The organism is Roseovarius salinarum (assembly GCF_002834145.1).
Taxonomy (GTDB): Bacteria; Pseudomonadota; Alphaproteobacteria; order Rhodobacterales; family Rhodobacteraceae; genus Roseovarius; species Roseovarius salinarum.
Genome location: NZ_PHNT01000002.1, coordinates 82,627 through 98,453, shown reverse-complemented (window position 1 = coordinate 98,453; position 15,827 = coordinate 82,627). Strand labels below are relative to the sequence as shown.

15 protein-coding genes are annotated in these 15,827 nt (G+C 69.4%); 7 read left to right on the top strand and 8 right to left on the bottom strand.

The window, feature by feature from the left end; all coding sequences use genetic code 11:
* Positions 1–3: 3 nt before the first annotated feature.
* The gene (locus CEF10_RS03440; RefSeq protein ID WP_101066245.1) at positions 4–1,167 is read right to left on the bottom strand and encodes a deoxyguanosinetriphosphate triphosphohydrolase; all 1,164 of its coding nucleotides are present in this window, start codon (positions 1,165–1,167) and stop codon (positions 4–6) included.
* Positions 1,168–1,244: 77 nt separating this feature from the next.
* On the opposite strand from CEF10_RS03440, the gene CEF10_RS03435 reads away from it, so the two are divergent.
* The gene (locus CEF10_RS03435; protein WP_101066243.1) at positions 1,245–1,568 is read left to right on the top strand and encodes a HesB/IscA family protein; all 324 of its coding nucleotides are present in this window, start codon (positions 1,245–1,247) and stop codon (positions 1,566–1,568) included.
* A gap of 30 nt (positions 1,569–1,598) precedes the next feature.
* Here CEF10_RS03435 and CEF10_RS03430 read toward each other — a convergent pair whose 3' ends face one another.
* The gene (locus tag CEF10_RS03430; protein ID WP_101066241.1) at positions 1,599–2,507 is read right to left on the bottom strand and encodes a Hint domain-containing protein; all 909 of its coding nucleotides are present in this window, start codon (positions 2,505–2,507) and stop codon (positions 1,599–1,601) included.
* 173 nt (positions 2,508–2,680) lie between these two features.
* Between CEF10_RS03430 and xth the strand changes: the two genes are divergently transcribed.
* Positions 2,681–3,463 carry an exodeoxyribonuclease III gene (gene xth, locus CEF10_RS03425; RefSeq protein ID WP_101066239.1) on the top strand — a complete coding sequence of 261 codons (783 nt, stop codon included), beginning with the start codon at positions 2,681–2,683 and terminating at the stop codon, positions 3,461–3,463.
* Between the two features lie 85 nt (positions 3,464–3,548).
* Here the strand turns inward: xth and CEF10_RS03420 are convergent, their stop codons facing one another.
* Together CEF10_RS03420 and dksA are read right to left on the bottom strand one after the other, a co-directional pair.
* Complete coding sequence (locus CEF10_RS03420) at positions 3,549–4,718, bottom strand: FAD-dependent monooxygenase (protein WP_101066237.1); 1,170 nt, start codon at positions 4,716–4,718, stop codon at positions 3,549–3,551.
* Between the two features lie 108 nt (positions 4,719–4,826).
* Positions 4,827–5,249 carry an RNA polymerase-binding protein DksA gene (gene dksA, locus CEF10_RS03415; RefSeq protein ID WP_101066676.1) on the bottom strand — a complete coding sequence of 141 codons (423 nt, stop codon included), beginning with the start codon at positions 5,247–5,249 and terminating at the stop codon, positions 4,827–4,829.
* A gap of 186 nt (positions 5,250–5,435) precedes the next feature.
* On the opposite strand from dksA, the gene CEF10_RS03410 reads away from it, so the two are divergent.
* From CEF10_RS03410 to CEF10_RS03400, 4 genes are all read left to right on the top strand, one after another.
* Positions 5,436–6,281 carry an AAA family ATPase gene (locus tag CEF10_RS03410; protein ID WP_101066235.1) on the top strand — a complete coding sequence of 282 codons (846 nt, stop codon included), beginning with the start codon at positions 5,436–5,438 and terminating at the stop codon, positions 6,279–6,281.
* Between the two features lie 272 nt (positions 6,282–6,553).
* A complete protein-coding gene (locus tag CEF10_RS03405; protein WP_101066674.1) occupies positions 6,554–7,921 on the top strand; it encodes a DUF2927 domain-containing protein in 1,368 nt (455 codons plus the stop codon).
* Positions 7,922–7,924: 3 nt separating this feature from the next.
* Positions 7,925–8,092, top strand: a complete 168-nt coding sequence (locus CEF10_RS17040; protein ID WP_198586137.1) for a hypothetical protein — start codon at positions 7,925–7,927, stop codon at positions 8,090–8,092.
* A 4-nt stretch (positions 8,093–8,096) separates the two neighbouring features.
* The gene (locus tag CEF10_RS03400; RefSeq protein ID WP_101066232.1) at positions 8,097–9,281 is read left to right on the top strand and encodes a vWA domain-containing protein; all 1,185 of its coding nucleotides are present in this window, start codon (positions 8,097–8,099) and stop codon (positions 9,279–9,281) included.
* Positions 9,282–9,365: 84 nt separating this feature from the next.
* Here the strand turns inward: CEF10_RS03400 and CEF10_RS03395 are convergent, their stop codons facing one another.
* From CEF10_RS03395 to CEF10_RS03380, 4 genes are all read right to left on the bottom strand, one after another.
* Positions 9,366–11,333, bottom strand: a complete 1,968-nt coding sequence (locus tag CEF10_RS03395) for an acyltransferase family protein (RefSeq protein WP_101066229.1) — start codon at positions 11,331–11,333, stop codon at positions 9,366–9,368.
* 115 nt (positions 11,334–11,448) lie between these two features.
* On the bottom strand, positions 11,449–12,585 hold the full coding sequence (locus CEF10_RS03390) for a trans-sulfuration enzyme family protein (protein ID WP_101066227.1): 1,137 nt from the start codon (positions 12,583–12,585) through the stop codon (positions 11,449–11,451).
* Positions 12,578–13,351, bottom strand: a complete 774-nt coding sequence (locus CEF10_RS03385; protein WP_101066225.1) for a maleate cis-trans isomerase family protein — start codon at positions 13,349–13,351, stop codon at positions 12,578–12,580. The genes CEF10_RS03390 and CEF10_RS03385 overlap by 8 nt, the downstream gene beginning before the upstream one ends.
* A 30-nt stretch (positions 13,352–13,381) precedes the next feature.
* Positions 13,382–14,482 (bottom strand): anhydro-N-acetylmuramic acid kinase, encoded by a 1,101-nt coding sequence (locus CEF10_RS03380; RefSeq protein ID WP_101066223.1) that lies wholly within the window; start codon positions 14,480–14,482, stop codon positions 13,382–13,384.
* 63 nt (positions 14,483–14,545) lie between these two features.
* On the opposite strand from CEF10_RS03380, the gene tyrS reads away from it, so the two are divergent.
* Entirely contained in the window at positions 14,546–15,799 is a 1,254-nt protein-coding gene (gene tyrS, locus CEF10_RS03375; protein WP_101066221.1) for a tyrosine--tRNA ligase, read from the top strand.
* Positions 15,800–15,827: the final 28 nt, after the last annotated feature.

The following is a 15,827-nucleotide window of genomic DNA, read 5'->3' as shown; positions in this document are numbered from 1 at the left end:
CCGCTACCCCCGTTCGCCCGGCCCGCCGGGGCCACCAAGGTGTTCCGCGTGCGCCTGAAGCGCGAAGCGGTCGGTCATGCCGGCGATGTAGTCGCACACCAGCCGTGCCAGCGCGCGTTCGCTGCCAGCCTGTTGCACGTCCGCCTGCCAGCGCGCCGGCAGGAACTGTGGCTTGTCCATGTAGAAAGGGAACAGTTCCTCGACCACGCGGGTGACCTGCGCGCGTTTCTCCATGACGGGCGGTGCGCGATACATCCGTGTGAACAGGAAATGGCGGATCGCGTCGACATCCGCGCGCATACGGGGCGAAAACCCGATCACCGGCCGGCCCAGCCCGCGCACGGCGTCGATGCTGTCGGGCGCGGCCTCGGCCAGAGCGGCGCGGGCGGCCTCGATCACGTCGCCCACCATCAGCCCGAAGACCCGGCGAAGCGCCTCGTGCCGCCGGCGGTAGGGATCGAGACCGGGGTATTTCCCGTCCACCTCGGCATAGCAATCGCCCACGACCGGCAGCGCCGCGATCTCGTCCTCGGTGAACAGCCGCGCGCGCAACCCGTCGTGCAGATCATGGTTGTTGTAGGCGATGTCGTCCGACACGGCCGCCGCCTGCGCCTCGGCGCTGGCATGGGTGTGCAGTTCGAGGTCATGGCGGGCATTGTAGTCGGCCAGCGTCTCGGGCGGTTTGCCCTCCACCGGGCCGTTGTGCTTGGCGATGCCCTCCAGCGTGTCCCAGGTCAGGTTGAGGCCGTCGAACTCGGCATAGTGCCGCTCCAGCGCGGTGACGATCCGCACCGTCTGCGCGTTGTGATCGAACCCGCCCCAGGGCTGCATCAGCGCGTCCAGCGCATCCTCGCCGGTGTGGCCGAAGGGCGTGTGTCCCAGGTCGTGGGCCAGCGCCACCGCCTCGGTCAGTTCCTGGTCGAGCCCGAGCGCGCCCGCGATCGTGCGCGCGACCTGCGCCACCTCGATCGAATGGGTCAGGCGCGTGCGGAAATAATCGCCCTCGTGCTCGACGAAGACCTGCGTCTTGTGCTTGAGCCGCCGGAAGGCCGACGAGTGGATGATCCGGTCGCGGTCCCGCTGATAGCAGGACCGGAATGCGCTTTCCTCCTCGGGCACCAGCCGCCCGCGGGTCGCGGCCGGATGCGCGGCGTAGGGCGCATGCATCGCCGGACTCCTTGTCCCCTGTTTCCCTTGGTCATATATTCGAAACGCGAGGACAAGGAAACCGCGAGGAGCCTGCCATGCAACTGCCCCCCAAGGTCACGGACCGCGCGTTCGCACGCTTGGCCGAGATCGGTGCCGGCGACAAGGGCCAGGCGCTCCGCGTGGCGGTCCAGGGCGGGGGCTGTTCGGGCTTCGAGTACAGCATCAGCCTGGATGCGCCCGCCGATGACGACCTGGTGCTGGAAAACGACGGTCAGCGCGTGGTCATCGACGAGGTTTCACAACCTTTCCTTGCAGGCGCAACCATAGATTTCACCGAGGAGCTGATCGGCGCGCGGTTCACCATCGACAACCCGAACGCGACCAGTTCCTGCGGCTGCGGCACGTCCTTCGCGATGTAACGGGCGGCGCGCCGTGGTCGCGGGGCGGGCTCAGGCCGCCTGCGCGACAAGAGCCCCCTCGAAGCGGCGGAGCGAGGGCCGGGCCGCCCGCGTGGCCGCGGGGCTTGCGTCGAGCTCGGGGAACACCGTCAGGATTTCCCGCCGCAGGGCCGTGTGATCCCCCGACAGGTAATCGCCAAGGTGGAAGCTTTCCGTCGGCGCCCCCTCGGCAAAGACGACCTCGTGCCGGTCGAACATGAAATGCACGTAGGTAACGAGGTCGCAGGGGGCCCGCTCCGCGCGCCCGCCGTCGACCAGCGCGATGGCCGGGCACAGGACCGCATCCTCGCCCGCGTAGAGCTGGGCGCGCCAGTCCGACAGCAGCATGCGGTGCTGTGGCGACACAAGCAGGGCACGCGCGTTGCCCACCGCGCCGGCGGGGATGCGCACCGGGGCAAGGTCGCGATCGCCGCACACGGTGCGCCGGCCGATCCAGCGGATCGGCTGCGGGCCGCGGTCCATCGTCTCGACAAGGTCGCCAATCGCGAGCTCCTCGACCCGTTTCGTCCCACCCGGCACCGCGATGCGGGTGCCGGCCACGAAACACGGCGGACCGAGATCATTCACATCGAACTGCGTGCTTGACCACACGAAGGTGGTATCGGTGGCAGTACCGCCGTCGGGCAGGACCGAGCCGTCGGTCGGCGTGAAATAGCGCCCGCCATCGGCGGTGTAGAAGGTCGTGCCGGTGATCGTGTTGCCGTCGATCGTGACGGTATCACCGTCGTAGACCGCGACGACATCGCTGCCGTTGACCTGGTCCGAGCCATTGGGGCTGATGAAGCCGTCCCCGTCGGCGTCGTTCAGTGTGATCGTCTCGACGTTGATCGTCGTGGGCAGCGGCGGCGGGTAGCCGGGATCGAAATCGCCGCCGATCGTCTGGTCGGTGTATGTGGGCACTGCTCTGCCTCCGTCTTGCCGGGCGCCTTGGTCGTTCGCCTTCTTGCAACAGACTGGTTACTATTCCGAGAATGGGGCAAGAATTTGGCGAGCCCGAGCATCTTGTGGGTATCCCTTGTTTCGACCGCCCCGCTGCGCGATAGAGGCGGCGGCAGACCCGGCGGGAGAGACGCATGAAGATCGCCAGTTTCAACATCAACGGGATCAAGGCGCGGCAGCAGGCGCTTTGCGACTGGCTCGACGACGCGCAGCCCGACGTGGTGCTGCTGCAGGAAATCAAGTCCGTCGACGAGAATTTTCCCCGCGCGCCTTTCGAGGACCGCGGTTACAACGTGGAAACCCACGGCCAGAAAAGCTTCAACGGCGTGGCGATCCTGTCGAAACGGCCGCTGGAGGACATCCGCCGCGGCCTGCCCGGTGACGAGGACGACGCGCAGGCGCGCTGGATCGAGGCCACGGTCACGGGCGACGGGGCCGCCGTGCGGCTCTGCGGGCTATACCTGCCCAACGGCAACCCGGCACCCGGGCCGAAATACGACTACAAGCTTGCGTGGATGGACCGCCTGCGCATCCGCGCCGCCGAGCTTCTCGCGGCCGAAGAGCCCGCGCTGATGGCCGGCGACTACAACGTGATCCCGCAGGACGCGGATGCCGCCAACCCCGCCGCCTGGGCCGAGGACGCGCTGGCGCTGCCCGAGAGCCGGGCGGCCTTCCGAAGGGTGCTGCACATGGGCTTCACCGATGCCTTCCGTGCCTGCCATCCCGGCCCGGGGCACTATACCTTCTGGGATTACCAGGGCGGCGCGTGGCGGCGCGATGACGGCATCCGCATCGACCACGTGCTTCTGACCCCGCAAGCCGCCGACCTGATGGAGGGCTGCGGGATCGACCGCGAGATTCGCGGGCGCGAAAAACCCTCCGACCACGTGCCCGTCTGGGTGGACCTCGACCTCTGAGATCCGACGACGACAAGGGATTCGGGAACCTTCCGGGCAAGATGCGCGAGAAAGGATCGCGCGGCGCTCGGCCGCCACGTTTCACTCAGCCGCCACGTGTCACATCGTGGCCGTAGATCCAGTCGAACTGGCGGATCATGGCACCGGGCGCCAGCCACCCGCCCAGGCGCAGCGCCGCGTGCGCGGCCCCGCGCATCGGCGGGCTGGAAAGGTGATACTTCCACGCGTTGCGATTCGCGGCGGCGACGACACGTCCGGCGCGCGGCCTGCGCCGCGCCTGATAGGCGGACAGCGCGGCCCCCTGCCCCCCCTCGGCCTCCAGCGCATCGGCCAGCACCCAGGCATCCTCCAGCGCCATGCAGGCGCCCTGCGCCATGAAAGGCAGCGTGGGATGGGCGGCATCGCCCAGCAGGACCACGCCGTCGCCGTGCCAGCGCTCGGCGACCGGGTGCCGGAACAGCCCCCAGTGGCCCACCGCCTCGACCCGGTCGAGCATGCCGCGCACCTCGGGACAGAAATCGGAGAAGGCGGCACGCAGTTCCTTGGGGTCGCCGGGCCGGCTCCAGCTTTCCTCGGCCCATTCCGCGCGCTCCTGCACCGCGACGATGTTGAGCAGGCTGCCGGCGCGCAGCGGGTAGCTGACGACGTGCCGGTGCGGCCCCATGTGCACCCGGGCCACCGGGCCCGCGCCCTCGTCGTTGGCGATCACCGCGCGCCACGCCGTCTGGCCGGTAAAGGACGCCCGGGACGGGCCGTCCACTGCCGGCCGTACCTTCGAATTCAGCCCGTCGGCGCCGACGACGAGATCGGCATGCACGACGGCGCCGTTGGCCAGCTTCACCTTGGGCGGCGCACCCGGAACGACCTGGGCAACCTTCTGCAGAAGCCGGATCCGCACGCCGGCGTCGCGGGCGGCCTGCGCAAGCAACTCGATCAGGTCGGCACGGTGTACGAACCAGAAGTCACGCCGCGCAAGCCGGTCGAGGTCGAGGCGCAGCACCTCGTCCCCGCGGTAGTCGCGCAGGCTGACGGCGCGGCCCCGCACCGCCGGGCCGCGCAGCGCCGCGCCCAGCCCCAGCGCGGCAAGCACCGCGAACCCGTTGGGGCTGACCTGCAGGCCGGCGCCGACCTCGGAAATCTCGTGGGCCTGTTCGAGCACCGTGACCTCGGCGCCGCGCCGTGCCAGCGCGCAGGCGGCAGCCAACCCGCCGACGCCCGCGCCGATCACCGCCACCCTGATACCGTCGAGTGCCATGCGTCCTCTCCTCGCCGGACGATCTGGAGACGAAAAACGCCGGGGCGGAACCCCGGCGCACCTGTTTTCGGACTGGCCCGAAAGACCTGCAGGCGGTGGCCCCGGGGATCAATCGTCGCGGTGGACCTTCTCGCGGCGTTCGTGGCGTTCCTGTGCCTCCAGGCTCATGGTGGCGATGGGCCGCGCATCGAGCCGCTTGAGGCTGATCGGTTCGCCCGTGACCTCGCAGTAGCCGTATTCGCCTTCCTCGATGCGGCGCAGGGCCGCGTCGATCTTGGCCACGAGCTTGCGCTGGCGGTCGCGGGTGCGCAGTTCAAGCGCGCGGTCGGTCTCCTCGCTGGCCCGGTCGGCCACGTCCGGGATCGCGCGCGTGCCGTCCTGCAACCCCTCGATCGTGTCACGGCTTTCGGCGAGCAGGTCGTTCTTCCAGTTGATGAGCTTGCGTCGGAAGTACTCCAGCTGCCGCTCATTCATGAAAGGTTCGTCTTCGGCCGGGCGATAATCCTCCGGCAGGAACACTTCCGGTTTCATCTCGGCTCCCTCGTCAAGGCCAACGTCTGCCAATGCAAATCTCCTCAGACACCTGGCGCCCTCGGGGCTGCACTTACACCCGCACCGATGGATTGTCACCCCTCAATCACCGTGCATTGATGTGTTTTGCCCTTGCGCTTACTGTGCGCCTCGAGACAACTCAGAACTTCCGCGAAAAGGTTTGATATGGAAACGAAATTCCGCGGCACGGATACCTATGTCGCCACCGACGACCTGACGGTTGCCGTCAATGCGGCCGTGCAGCTCGAGCGCCCGCTGCTCGTCAAGGGCGAGCCGGGGACCGGCAAGACGGAGCTGGCCCGGCAGGTTGCCGATGGACTGGGCCTGGACATGATCGAGTGGAACATCAAGTCCACCACCCGGGCCCACCAGGGCCTTTACGAATACGATGCCGTCAGCCGGCTGCGCGACAGCCAGCTCGGCGACGAGCGTGTCCACGACATTTCCAACTACATCCGGCGCGGCAAGCTGTGGGACGCCTTCGCGTCCGAGGACCGTGTCGTGCTGCTGATCGACGAGATCGACAAGGCCGACATCGAGTTCCCCAACGACCTCTTGCAGGAACTCGACCGGATGGAGTTCCACGTCTACGAGACGGGCGAGACGATCCGCGCGAAGCACCGCCCGATCGTCATCATCACCTCGAACAACGAAAAGGAGCTGCCCGACGCGTTCCTGCGCCGCTGCTTCTTCCACTACATCCGCTTTCCCGACCACGACACGCTCCGCCGGATCGTCGAGGTCCACCACCCGGGCATCAAGGAAAGCCTGCTGACCGCCGCCTTGACCCAGTTCTTCGAGATCCGCGAGATGACGGGGCTGAAGAAGAAACCCTCGACGTCCGAGGTGCTCGACTGGCTGAAGCTGATTCTGGCCGAGGACCTCGACGCGGACGACCTGCGCCGCGACGGCGCGGACGCCCTGCCCAAGCTGCACGGCGCGCTGCTGAAGAACGAACAGGACGTGCACCTGTTCGAACGCCTCGCCTTCATGGCACGGCGGCAACGCTAGGGCGACAGGGCGAGATGGGGGGCGGATGGCAGGGTCGCCGCACCGGATGGAACCATCCGTCGCATTTCCGCCGATTCTGCCTTAGTGTCGTCCAAATGGCACCTTACAACGGTCAGCATGACAGGCGACCGTCCCTCTTGTCCTGTCGTACAGTGCGGCGGGATGCGGCGGACACCGGGCGGGGCAACCGGCACGGGCCGACGCATCCCGTCGTCACCGCCAGGGGCGCCCAACGCTCGGGCGCGGTGACGGATACGAGTTTCGGGAATGCCATGCGCCGCCTAGTCCTGCCGATCTGCCTGTTTCTCGGGGCCTGCACGCCCGGCCCCTCGACCGAGATGCCGTCGCGCGCGGCGACCTACACCAACAGCGCCATGCCCGAGATGAAACGGTTCTCGGCCCCGCGCCCGGTGCCGCCGCGACGGTCGAACCGCGAGATCCGGCGCGATTTCATGGAACTGGCGTTCCAGCTCGAATCGGGGCGCAGCCTGGCCCGGTTCTCGCGCTTCGAGGAACCGATTAGCGTGCGTGTCACCGGCAATGCGCCACCGACCCTGATGGGCGACCTGAACCGGCTTCTGCACCGCCTGCGCAACGAGGCGGGCATCGACATCGCCATGACGCCGCGGCAGCGCGCCAACATAACCATCGAGGCGGTCAGCCGCAGCGAGATCCAGCGGAACCTGCCCAACGCGGCCTGCTTCGTGGTCCCCAACATCAGCCGCCTGTCCGAATACCGCGCGGCGCGCCACAGCCGGAAGACGAACTGGAGTTCGCTGACCAGGCGCGAGCGCCTCGCCGTCTTCGTGCCCTCCGACGCCAGCCCGCAGGAAGTGCGTGACTGCCTGCACGAGGAACTGGCCCAGGCCCTGGGGCCGCTCAACGACCTCTACCGGCTGTCGGACAGCGTGTTCAACGACGACAACGTGCACACCGTTCTGACCGGTTTCGACATGCTGATCCTGCGCGCCTACTACGCGCGCGAACTGCGTTCGGGCATGACCAAGCGGCAGGTGGCCGACCGCCTGCCGGCGATCCTGGCGCGTCTCAACCCGGGCGGCCAGCACCGCCCCGCGCAGTTCGCCCCCTCGACGCCGCAGGGGTGGAAAAGGGCGATGCAGACGGCCCTGGGCCCGGGGGCGGACATGCGCAACCGGCTGGCGGCCGCGCGCAAGGCGGTCCGCATCGCGCGCGCCGCCGGCTGGCAGGACCACCGCCAGGCGTTCAGCCACTACGCGCTCGGCCGACTGCTTCAGAACGGCGAGCCCGACCGCGCGCACGCCCATTTCACCGCCGCGCAGAAGATGTACCGCCGCACGCCCGGCACCGCGCTGCACCGGGCCTTCGGGGCGTCGCAACTGGCCGCCCACGCCATCGCCCGGGGCGACGGCGAACGCGCGCTGGACCTGATCGGGCCCCACCTGGCCACCGCCGAGCGGCACGAGAACGCGGCGCTGCTGGCCTCGCTCATGATGCTGCGGGCCGAGGCACTGGAGCTGACCGGCCGCGGGGCGGAGGCGCGGCAGGTGCGGCTGGACAGCCTCGGCTGGGCGCGATACGGGTACGGCGCGGACTGGGCGGTGCGCGCCAAGCTGCGCGAGATATCGGCGCTCAACCCGCTGAAACGAACGGACGGGTAGCACATGATCATCCTCATCGGGGCCGTGCTGGGCGCAGCGCTTGGCGCGTTCACAGCATGGCGGCGCAAGGGCCGGCTGGCCGACATCCTGCTTTACGGCACGGTCTACGCGATGATCTTCGCCGTCCTCGGCCTGTTCGCGACGCTGATCATCCACCGCAACGCGCTGTAAGGCGATGTTCCTGCCGTTCTTCGACAACCTCCGGAAACACGGCGTCCCGGTCAGCCTGCGCGAATACCTGACCTTTCTCGAGGCGATGGCCACGGATCTCGTCACCTACGACGTGGAGGGATTCTACTACCTCGCGCGCAGCGCCATGGTGAAGGACGAGCGCCACATCGACCGTTTCGACCGCGCCTTCGCCGCCAGCTTCGAAGGGCTGGCAGAGATAGACCTGGGCGACATGCTCGAGGCCGTCGACCTGCCCGCCGACTGGCTGGAAAGACAGGCCGAAAAGCACTTGTCGGAAAAGGAAAAGGCCGAGATCGAGGCACTGGGCGGTTTCGACAAGCTGATGGAGACCCTGCGCGAGCGCCTGAAGGAGCAGACCGAGCGCCACCAGGGCGGGTCGAAATGGATCGGCACCGCCGGCACCTCGCCTTTCGGTGCCTACGGCTACAACCCCGAGGGCGTGCGTATCGGCCAGGACGAGAGCCGCCACCAGCGCGCCGTCAAGGTCTGGGACCGGCGCGAGTTCCGCAACCTCGACGACACGGTCGAGCTGGGCACCCGCAACATCAAGGTCGCGCTCAAGCGCCTGCGGCAATGGGCGCGCACCGGCGCGGAAGAGGAGCTGGACCTCGATCACACGATCCGCGCGACGGCCGAGCACGGCTACCTCGACGTGAAGATGCGCCCGGAGCGGCACAACGCCGTGAAGGTGCTGCTGTTCCTCGACGTGGGCGGCTCGATGGACCCGCATGTCCACGTGGTCGAGGAACTGTTCTCGGCCGCGCGCGCCGAGTTCAAGCACCTGGAATACTACTATTTCCACAACTGCCTCTACGAGGGCGTGTGGCGCGACAACCGCCGCCGCTGGAACGAGGTGACGCCGACGCGGGAGGTGCTCAACACCTACGGGTCCGACTACAAGTGCATCTTCGTGGGCGACGCCTCGATGAGCCCTTACGAGATCGCCTACCCCGGCGGCGCGAACGAGCACTGGAACCCCGAATCCGGACAGGTCTGGCTGGAGCGCGCCCGCGCGCAGTGGCCGTCGAACCTCTGGATCAACCCGGTGCCACAGGCGCACTGGGGCTACACGCCCTCGATCGGCATGATCCGCGAGATATTCGAGGACGCGATGGTGCCGATGACGCTTGAGGGTCTGTCGCGCGGCATGAAGGCGCTGGTGGGCTGAGGCCCTCGCACAGGGGGCGCTGCCCCCGTCGCCCTTCGGGCGACACCCCCGGAGTATTTCGGGCAAGATGAAGCCGTCTGTCGGTCACGGGCTACCGCCGGCGGGCGGGCGCGCCAGCAGGTCGGCCAGCAGCGCGTTGCCCGCGCGCGACAGGTGCACGTGGTCCGACAGCAGCGGCACGCCGTCGGCCGCATATACGCATGTCTCGTCCTTGCAGAACACCCGGTGCGGCTCGATCAGTCGCGCGCCCGCGGTAGCGGCGGCGGCGCGCAGCATGGCGACCGTCCCGCCACTGCGGGCCATGAAATCCGCCACCGTCTTGACCGGCGGCACGGTGCCGAACCTGTGCTGGCGCAGCATGGCGCGGGGCACCGCGTAGGGAAACACCGGTACCTGCCCGATCAGGGTCACGCGGTGACGGTCCGGGATCGCCGCGAGGGTGCGATCCAGTGCCGCGGCGAAGACCGCCCGCGTCTCGCCCTCGGGGGGCGCACCGCGGCCGTCCACCAGCGGCACGGTGCCGGGCGTGTCGCTGCGGTGATCCTCGTAGCCCTCGGCGTAATAGGACCAGCGGGCGAACATGTAGACATCCGTCGCCGGGGCCTCTTGCAGGAAGGTCAGGACCGCGCGGTTGACGGCAAGGCATTCCTCGTCGCCCGAGAACTCGCGTGACACGCCGATGACGGGCGCACAGGAGGCGGTCGGCGCCAGGTATCCGCCCTGCCCCTCGCGGCCGGCGAAGGTCTCGAAGGCCCACAGCGCGCTGTTGGCCATGCTGTCGCCCCAGACGAGGAACGGCCGCGCCGCGGCCTCCGGATCGCCGATGCGGCAGTATCGGGACATTCCGGGGCTCAGCCAGCAGGCGTTCCAGCGCTCGGGATAGGCCCGGTCCTCGGCCTTGATGCGCGCCAGCCGTTCCCCGAGCATCGGCGCGGCCGCGTGCGACTGCTGGTAGAGCCAGCCGGCCACCCCGAGCAGCACCGCGGTCTGCACCGCGAACATCGCGAACAGCCGGCCCCGGTGGCGGGCCACGTCGATGCGCCGCACCGGCATCTCGAGCAGGTGATAGGACAGCGCGCCCAGCGCGAAGGACGCCAGGGTCAGCACGCTGCGCAGCACATCGTCGAGATCGACGTTGACGTAGGTCACGAACACGATCAGCGGCCAGTGCCAGAGGTAAGTGCCGTAGGAAATGCGCCCGAGATAGACCATCGGCCGGGTGGCCAGCAGCCGGCCCACCATCGAATGCGCCGGCAGCGCGGTCGCGATCAAGATCGCCGTGCCCAGCGTGGGCAGCAAAGTGCCCCAGGCGGGGTAGAGCGTGCCGGCATCGAGCCACCCCACCGGCAACAGCACCAGCACCAGCCCAACCACCGGCGCCAAGGGCAGGTTCAGCGCACCGCCGCGACGATGCAGCAGCACGAAAAGGAGACCGCCCAGGGCCAGCTCCCACAGCCGGAACGTCGTGGAGAAGAAACGCGCCTCGCGGTCGTGGATCACGTCGCCGGAGGCAAGCGCCAGCGCCAGCGACACCGCCAGGACCCCCGCGAGGGTGGCGCGGAACACCCGCAGGCTGCGCCCCGTGGCAAGGATCAGCAGCGGAAGCGCGATGTAGAACTGTTCCTCGATCGACAGCGACCAGGTGTGCAGGAACGGGTTCTCGTGGGCGGCCGTATTGAAATACCCCTGGGATGCCAGAAGGTTGTAGTTGTTCGTGAAGGTGGTCGAGCCAAGCAGGTTGGCAAAGACCGTGCCCAGTTCCTCGGGCAGGAACAGCATCGAGGCGACCAGGGCCGTCACCAGGAAGCAGGTGAAATAGGCCATTGCCAGCCGCCGGATGCGGCGGGCGAAGAAATCGCGCGCGCTGTAGTCCCCCGCTTGCAGGCGCAGGTAGGTCTGCCCGCAGATCAGGTATCCCGACAGCACGAAGAACACGTCCACGCCGACATAGCCACCCGGCATCGACGGAAAGCCCACGTGGAACAGGACGACGGCCGTGACGGCGATGGCGCGCAGCCCGTCAAGTTCCGGTCTGTAGGTGAGATGCCGCATGGCGCGCTGTTCCGATACACGGCGGCGTGCCCTGCACGATGTGCGCGCCGGGGCTGAATGCCGGGATGGATCGCGCCTTAGCCGATCGGCCGTGCCGGCGCAAGACGGCCCGCCGTCACCCCGCGAGCGCCCGGTCGAGGTCGGCGATCAGGTCGCGGGGGTCCTCGATGCCCACCGACAGGCGCAGAAGGTTGGGCGGGATGCCGCTGTGGGGCTCGATCCGGTGACGATGCTCGACCAGGCTTTCGACGCCCCCCAGCGAGGTCGCCCGGTGAAACAGCGCAAGCCGGCCGGCCACGCCGGCCGCCGCATCCTCGCCGCCCCGCACAAGGCACGACAGCAGGAAGCCGAAGCCGCCCTGCATCTGCCGCCGCGCGACGTCGTGGCCCGCGTGACCCGGCAGGCCGGGATACCACACGGCCTCGACGTCCCTTTGGCCGACGAGGTGCTCGGCCACGGCCAGCGCGTTGGCGCACATCCGCTCCACCCGCAACGCCAGCGTGCGCATCCCCCGCGTCAGCAGCCATGCCTCGAAGGGGCCAAGGATCGCACCCGCGTCGTGGCGATCCGTGGCGATGGCCTGCCACGCCGCGCTTTCGGCATCCGCGCAGGACAGAACCCCGGCCAGCACGTCGCTGTGCCCGTTCAGCGCCTTGGTGGCCGAATGCATCACGATGTCCGCCCCCAGCGCCAGCGGGCGGGTCAGCACCGGCGTCGCGGCAGTGGCGTCCACCGCCAGCAGCGCACCGGCCGCATGCGCCAGCGCGGCTGCCCCGGCAATGTCGGCGCTCAACAACCAGGGGTTCGACGGCACCTCGATCCAGACAAGGTCGGCCGGGCTGTCCAGCGCGCGCCCGAGCGCCGACAGGTCGGACGCGTCGACCTCGTCCAGCGTCACGCCGCGGCGCGCGCAGAAGTCGCGCAGCCATTTCGTGGTGCCCCAGTAGATGCCCGACTGCACCACGGCGCGGCCGCCCGCGGGCAGCGTGCGGAACAGCGCGGCGATGGCCGCCATGCCCGAGGGAAACAGCAGCGTGGCTGCCGCCCCCTCCAGCCGGCGCAGCACCGCCTCGGCCTCGCGCACGGTATCGTTGTCGTCGCGCCCGTAGGTGTTGCGCGGCGCCACCAGCGCGTGGTCGGAACCGCGCAGGAAGGTGGTGGCGGGCCGGATCGGCGGGACGACGCCGCCGCTTTCGGCGTCCACCGCACCTGCGGCCTGCGCGGCGATGCTGGCCGGGTGAAGATCAGCCATGTGCCCGCTCCTCCTTCGGGGCGGCATGCCCGGCCTCTTCCGCGAACAGCCGGCCCGGCCCCCAGCCGGCCGCGGGCACACCCGCCAGCCGCAGAAGGTGCCACATCAGGGCCTGGTTGGAGGTGACGACCGGCACGCCGAGCTCGGCCTCGACCGCCTCGATCACGCCGAAGCTGCGCAGGTTGGTGCAACTCGCGAACACCGCCTCGACGCCCGCGGCGCGGCCGGCCTCCAACATCGCGGCGCGGCTACTGTCCTCGGCGATGCGCGTCACGGTCCAGTCGTCGCCCTGGCCGAAGCTGATCTCGCTGGCGAAACTGACGCCGTGGCGGCCCATGTGGTCGCGCATCGGCGCGGACACCTCGGGCAGGTACGGGGTGACCAGCGCGATGCGCCGCGCGCCAAGGGTGTCGAGCGCGGCGAGAACGGCGCTCATCGGGTCGGTCACCGGCACGCCGGGCTGGGCGGCCTGCACCAGCGCGGCGACACGCCCGGGTCCGATCACCGTGGCGCCCGAGGTGCAGCCGTATGCCACCGCGTCGAGGCCCGCGGGCAGGCGCCCGGCGGTTTCGGTCATGCTGGCGGCCATGGTTTCCAGGGTCCGGGGGGTTACATCGGCCTGCATCGGGATGCGGGCGTGCAGCAGGTTGACATCGCCCCCCGCGACGACCTGCCGAGCCTCGTATTCCAGCGTCTCGTCGGTGCTCAGCACGATCAGGCCGAGCCGCCGCCCCCCGCCCGCGCCATTGTCCAAACGGTAGTCCATCGCGTCTCCTTTCACCGCGCCGCCGCGGCGTCACATGGTGCCGGGCCGGCTGACCGTGCCGCCCGACACGGCCGCGCGCACGCCGGTCGTGCCGGGGCACGAGGTGGGCATGCCGCGCAGGACACGCACGGCCAGATGGGCGAAGGCCTGCGCCTCCAGCATGTCGCCGTCAAGCCCCGCGTCCTCGACCGGCGCGACGGGGCACTCCAGCCCGGCCGCGATCATCTCCATCATCACCGCGTTGTGCCGCCCGCCGCCGGTGACCAGGACCCGCGCGGGCGGCGCCGGGCAATGTTCCATCCCGCGCGCAACCGCGGCGGCGGCCATCGCCGTCAGCGTCGCCGCGGCATCGGCGTCGGACAGCTCCGCCACCGCCGCCGAAACCGCGGCAAAGGCGTCGCGGTCCAGCGACTTGGGGGGCATGCGCAGGAAGAAGCCGTGATCGAGGAACCGCTCCAGCACGCCGTCGGCCACGTTGCCCTGCCGGGCGCAGGCACCGTCGCGGTCAAACCCCGTATGGCGGCGCGCCTGCATCAGGTCGTTGAGCGGCGCGTTGGCCGGGCCGGTGTCGAAGGCCAGCAGCGCGCCCTCGGCCTCGGGCGCGGGCTTGCGCGGATCGACCCAGGTCAGGTTGCCCACCCCGCCCAGGTTGAGAAAGGCCAACGGCCGGTCCGCACCGATCCAGCGCGCGCAGGCGAAATGGAAGAACGGGGCAAGCGGTGCGCCCTCGCCGCCCAGACGCACGTCGGCCGAGCGGAAATCCCACACGACCGGCACGCCCAGCGCCCCGGCCAGCGCGGCGCCGTCGCCCAGCTGGTGCGTGCCCCGCCCATGCGGCTCATGCGCCAGCGTCTGGCCATGAAACCCCACGATCTCGGCGCCCGCGAAGCCGCCGAGAAGCTCGGCATGGGCGGCGTGGATCACCCGTGCGGCGGCCTCGAGATCGTCGCCCGGCCAGCGGCCGAGCGCGCCGGCCAGCACCGCGCGTTCCGCGTCGCTATAGGGCCGGTAAGCCGTCGCTCCGAAGCCATGGATCTCCGCGCCGTCGGTGACGAGCATGGCGGCATCCACCCCGTCGAGCGAGGTGCCCGACATCGCGCCGAGCGCATTCAGCGGCCCTTGCGGTTTCATGCCCTTTTCCTTCGCGCCATGCCTGCCTATACATGCCGCGCAAACACAACCGGGACAAGCGATATGACCTACCATCCCAAGTCGGAGTTCCTCAACGTGATGCGCGCGCGGGGCTTCATCGCCGACTGCACGGATCTGCAGGGCCTCGACGAGGCGCTGATGGCCGGGGTGGTGCCGGGATATATCGGCTTCGACGCCACGGCGCCGTCGCTGCACGTGGGCAGCCTCATCCAGATCATGATGCTGCGCTGGCTTCAGAAGACGGGGCACAAGCCCATCACGCTGATGGGCGGCGGCACAACCAAGGTGGGCGACCCCTCGTTCCGCGCCGACGAGCGCCCGCTTCTGACCAACGCGCAGATCAACGCCAACATCGAGGGTATCCGCGAGGTCTTTGCCGCCTACATCGACTACGGCGGTTCGGAGACCGGCGCGTTGATGATCGACAACGCCGAGTGGCTGGACGGGCTCAACTACCTCGAGTTCCTGCGCGACGTCGGCCGCCACTTCAGCGTGAACCGGATGCTGAGCTTCGACTCCGTCCGCTCGCGGCTGGACCGCGACCAGAGCCTGAGCTTTCTCGAATTCAACTACATGATCCTTCAGGCCTACGACTTCGTGGAACTCAACCGCCGCTACGGATGCCGGCTTCAGATGGGCGGCTCGGACCAGTGGGGCAACATCGTGAACGGCATCGACCTTGCCCGCCGCGTGGGCGAGGTCGAGCTGTTCGGCCTGACCTCGCCGCTGCTAACCACCGCCGACGGGCGCAAGATGGGCAAGACGGCCGACGGCGCGATCTGGCTGAACTCGGAAATGTGCAGCCCCTACGAATTCTGGCAGTTCTGGCGCAACACGCTCGATGCCGACGTGGGCCGGTTCCTGAGGCTCTACACCGAGCTGCCGCTGGAGGAGTGCGCCCGGCTGGGCGCGCTGGAAGGCTCCGAGGTCAACGAGGCCAAGATCGTGCTCGCCAACGAGGTGACCACCCTGTTGCACGGGGCCGAGGCCGCCGAAAAGGCCCGCGCCACCGCGCGCGAGGTCTTCGAGAAGGGCGGCGTCGGCGCCGAGCTGCCCACCGTTGAACTCGCCCCCGAGGACCTGGGCGAGGGTGTGCCGGTCGTCCAGCTGATCGTGAAGTCGGGGCTGGCGAAATCGGGCAAGGAGGCCAAGCGACTGATCGCCGAGGGGGGTGCGCGGCTTGACGACGAACCGCTTTCCGAACCGGGCCTGATGATCGACGCGGGCCGGCTGGCCCGGCCGGTCAAGCTGTCGGCCGGCAAGAAGCGCCACGCGCTGGTCAAGCTGTCCGACTGAGCCGCCGCGCGCCGCGGCCCCGCCCGGC

What these genes read in the sequence shown, in the direction of transcription:
- CEF10_RS03440 (WP_101066245.1), bottom strand. Translation starts at nt 1,167, where the DNA reads ATGCATGCGCCCTACGCCGCGCATCCGGCCGCGACCCGCGGGCGGCTG.
- CEF10_RS03435 (WP_101066243.1), top strand. Translation starts at nt 1,245, where the DNA reads ATGCAACTGCCCCCCAAGGTCACGGACCGCGCGTTCGCACGCTTGGCC.
- xth (WP_101066239.1), top strand. Translation starts at nt 2,681, where the DNA reads ATGAAGATCGCCAGTTTCAACATCAACGGGATCAAGGCGCGGCAGCAG.
- CEF10_RS03420 (WP_101066237.1), bottom strand. Translation starts at nt 4,718, where the DNA reads ATGGCACTCGACGGTATCAGGGTGGCGGTGATCGGCGCGGGCGTCGGC.
- dksA (WP_101066676.1), bottom strand. Translation starts at nt 5,249, where the DNA reads ATGAAACCGGAAGTGTTCCTGCCGGAGGATTATCGCCCGGCCGAAGAC.
- CEF10_RS03410 (WP_101066235.1), top strand. Translation starts at nt 5,436, where the DNA reads ATGGAAACGAAATTCCGCGGCACGGATACCTATGTCGCCACCGACGAC.
- CEF10_RS03405 (WP_101066674.1), top strand. Translation starts at nt 6,554, where the DNA reads ATGCGCCGCCTAGTCCTGCCGATCTGCCTGTTTCTCGGGGCCTGCACG.
- CEF10_RS17040 (WP_198586137.1), top strand. Translation starts at nt 7,925, where the DNA reads ATGATCATCCTCATCGGGGCCGTGCTGGGCGCAGCGCTTGGCGCGTTC.
- CEF10_RS03400 (WP_101066232.1), top strand. Translation starts at nt 8,097, where the DNA reads ATGTTCCTGCCGTTCTTCGACAACCTCCGGAAACACGGCGTCCCGGTC.
- CEF10_RS03395 (WP_101066229.1), bottom strand. Translation starts at nt 11,333, where the DNA reads ATGCGGCATCTCACCTACAGACCGGAACTTGACGGGCTGCGCGCCATC.
- CEF10_RS03390 (WP_101066227.1), bottom strand. Translation starts at nt 12,585, where the DNA reads ATGGCTGATCTTCACCCGGCCAGCATCGCCGCGCAGGCCGCAGGTGCG.
- CEF10_RS03385 (WP_101066225.1), bottom strand. Translation starts at nt 13,351, where the DNA reads ATGGACTACCGTTTGGACAATGGCGCGGGCGGGGGGCGGCGGCTCGGC.
- CEF10_RS03380 (WP_101066223.1), bottom strand. Translation starts at nt 14,482, where the DNA reads ATGAAACCGCAAGGGCCGCTGAATGCGCTCGGCGCGATGTCGGGCACC.
- tyrS (WP_101066221.1), top strand. Translation starts at nt 14,546, where the DNA reads ATGACCTACCATCCCAAGTCGGAGTTCCTCAACGTGATGCGCGCGCGG.